This is a genomic window from Kitasatospora sp. NPDC058218 (genome assembly GCF_042882445.1).
GTDB lineage: Bacteria > Actinomycetota > Actinomycetes > Streptomycetales > Streptomycetaceae > Kitasatospora.
On the sequence record NZ_JBHVWC010000159.1, the window covers coordinates 1 to 2,186 of the forward strand.

Here is a 2,186-nt window from a genome sequence, read left to right on the forward strand (position 1 = left end):
GCTTGGCGGTGTAGGCGTACGCGCCGTCCGCCGCCTGGTCACCGACGACGGCGTTGGCGGGCATGGCGGAGAAGGTGCTGAGCGCGCCGGCGGCCGTGGCCACTGCCAGCACGGACGCCCGGCGGGAACGGGTCAGGAACTTGTGCAACATCACTTGGACTTCCTCGGAGTGCGGGGCGAACTGCAACGAGGCTCCGGCCGGCTGCTGTCGGACGGATTCGGTCGGGTCACCGGTGGGCGACCAGGCGCAGCAGCATGTGGTCGTTCTGGTCCGGGTCCGAGGCTTCGCCGATCGGCGTCCAGATGTAGTCGCCGGGACCGTTCTTGGTGATGTCGAAGGTCTTCTCGGTCCCCTTGACCACCGCGGTCGCCTGGGTCGTGTAGTCGTTGCCGCGGATGCCGACGACCTTGGGCAGCTCCAGTTCGAGGAAGCCGCCCGTCCCGGTCACCTTGAAGCAGACCCGGTCCGCCCGGCCGCGCGCCCACACCTCCAGCAGGTTCTGCCCGTCGACGCAGTCGGCGAGTACGACGTGCCCGTCGCCGCGCTTCAGCACCAGGTTGCGGTCCTTGAGGATCTGCTCGGCGCCCGGGTAGGCGAAGTCCTCCACGGCCGGCGGCGGGGTGTCGGTAGCGGTCGCGGTGGCCGCGGCGCCCCCGGAAGTACCCGCTGCCACCCCGCTGGAAATGCCGATGAGCAACGTCGCGGCGGCGAGGGCACCGACGATGACGGGACGGTGTTGCAAACGCATGAGAATCCCCCTCTTTCGGAATCTTTGGAAGCCGCCGCCGGGTGCGCGACCGCTTCTGAAGCAGGGTCATTCATATCACTGCATCAGTGCGGCAGTTGATCCCATTTCGGGAGCGGCAAAGCTGCCTTTACGGCTATGAATGGGACTATGCCCACCTTTGTCAGCGGGGCGGATTCCGGCCAACCTGTCCGGAAGAAGTTCGTCGGAGGATAAGGGGTCGATTTCTGCGTCACCCGCTCTGTATGGTCGCGAACCGCGCGCATCGACGCGCCAGGTGGCGCTGCCCGTAGCGGGTCCGCTCCGGGCGGTGAACGGCGACTTCATCGAGGGGACATGGCGATAAAGGGGAGCGAAAGCGTGGGCAAAATCCCGCGCAATCCATGGCGGGCGCGTGCGGCAGTGGCGGGGCTGTGTGCCGTCACACTGCTGACGGGGCTGACGAACGGTTCCGCGACGGCGGTACCTGCGGAGGCGACGGCGCCGGCTCCGGCCGCGCCGAGCGACCGGGAGAAGGTGTTCACGGCGTGGCGCGACGGCGGTCGCGCCACCAAGGCGGCCGCGGAGAAGGCCCTTTTGGGGTCCGATCTGGACGTGAAGGCGCTCCTGGACGGGAACTTGAAGTCCCTTCGGGCCGAGGACGAACGGGTCGCCACCCTGCAGCTGATCAACACCAGTGGCCGAGGGGTGCGCGAGGCGGCCGGCAGGGCGCTCGGCGGCACGCCCGAGGAACTGCACACCTTCCTCACCACGGGCCTCGAGGAGCCGTGGAAGGAGGATCTGCGGGTGGCCGTGCTGACCTCCATCAGCCTGGACGAGCGCGGTGTGCGCGACGCGGCGCAGGCCGCGCTCAAGGACGGCTCCCTGGAGGCACTCCAGACGTTCCTGGACAGCGGCCGGGCTGCGGCGCAGGAGGAGGACGACCGGGTCGACACCCTGCGGTTGATCTCCGTCGGCGGCCCCGAGGTCCGCAATGCCGCCCAGCTGGCCCTCAGGGACGGGCCGACGGAGGTGAAGGAGTTCCTGCGCAACGGGCAGCACGTGGCCCGGGCCCGTGACCAGGAGAAGATGACGGTCTCCCAACTCGCCGAGGAGGCGCGGACCGCCGGCCAGCAGGCCGCGCAGGAGACCGAGGCCGCCAAGCAGGCCTCGGCCCGTGCCGTCCAGGCCGCGCAGGCCGCGCGGGAGGCCGCCGAGCGCGCGGCCCGGGAGACCGCCGCGGCCAAGGACTCCGCCCAGAAGGCCAGTGAAGCCGCGGGCAATGCCGCGGACGCCGCGAACCAGGCGGCCCAGGCCGCGACCACCGCGATCGAGGCCGCCAACGCGGCGCACTCGGCGACCAGGGTGGCGGCCAGCGCCGCCTCCGCGGCCGCGGCGGCCGCGACCGCGGCCGGCAAGGCGGCGTCCCGGGCTTACCAGGCGGCCAACGCGGCCGCGGGG

Annotated in this window: 2 protein-coding genes; one reads left to right on the forward strand and one right to left on the reverse strand. The window is 71.0% G+C overall.

What is annotated here, in order from left to right; all coding sequences use genetic code 11:
• Positions 1-227 precede the first annotated feature (227 nt).
• Entirely contained in the window at positions 228-749 is a 522-nt protein-coding gene (locus tag ACFVYI_RS42370) for a hypothetical protein (RefSeq protein WP_387895458.1), read from the reverse strand.
• Positions 750-1,106: 357 nt separating this feature from the next.
• Between ACFVYI_RS42370 and ACFVYI_RS42375 the strand changes: the two genes are divergently transcribed.
• Positions 1,107-2,186, forward strand: a 1,080-nt coding sequence (locus ACFVYI_RS42375; protein WP_387895460.1) for an ALF repeat-containing protein, incomplete at its 3' end; no start/stop codon positions are given.

Excerpts from the sequence above, each read along its gene's own strand:
- ACFVYI_RS42370 (WP_387895458.1), bottom strand. The coding sequence starts at position 749 with ATGCGTTTGCAACACCGTCCCGTCATCGTCGGTGCCCTCGCCGCCGCG.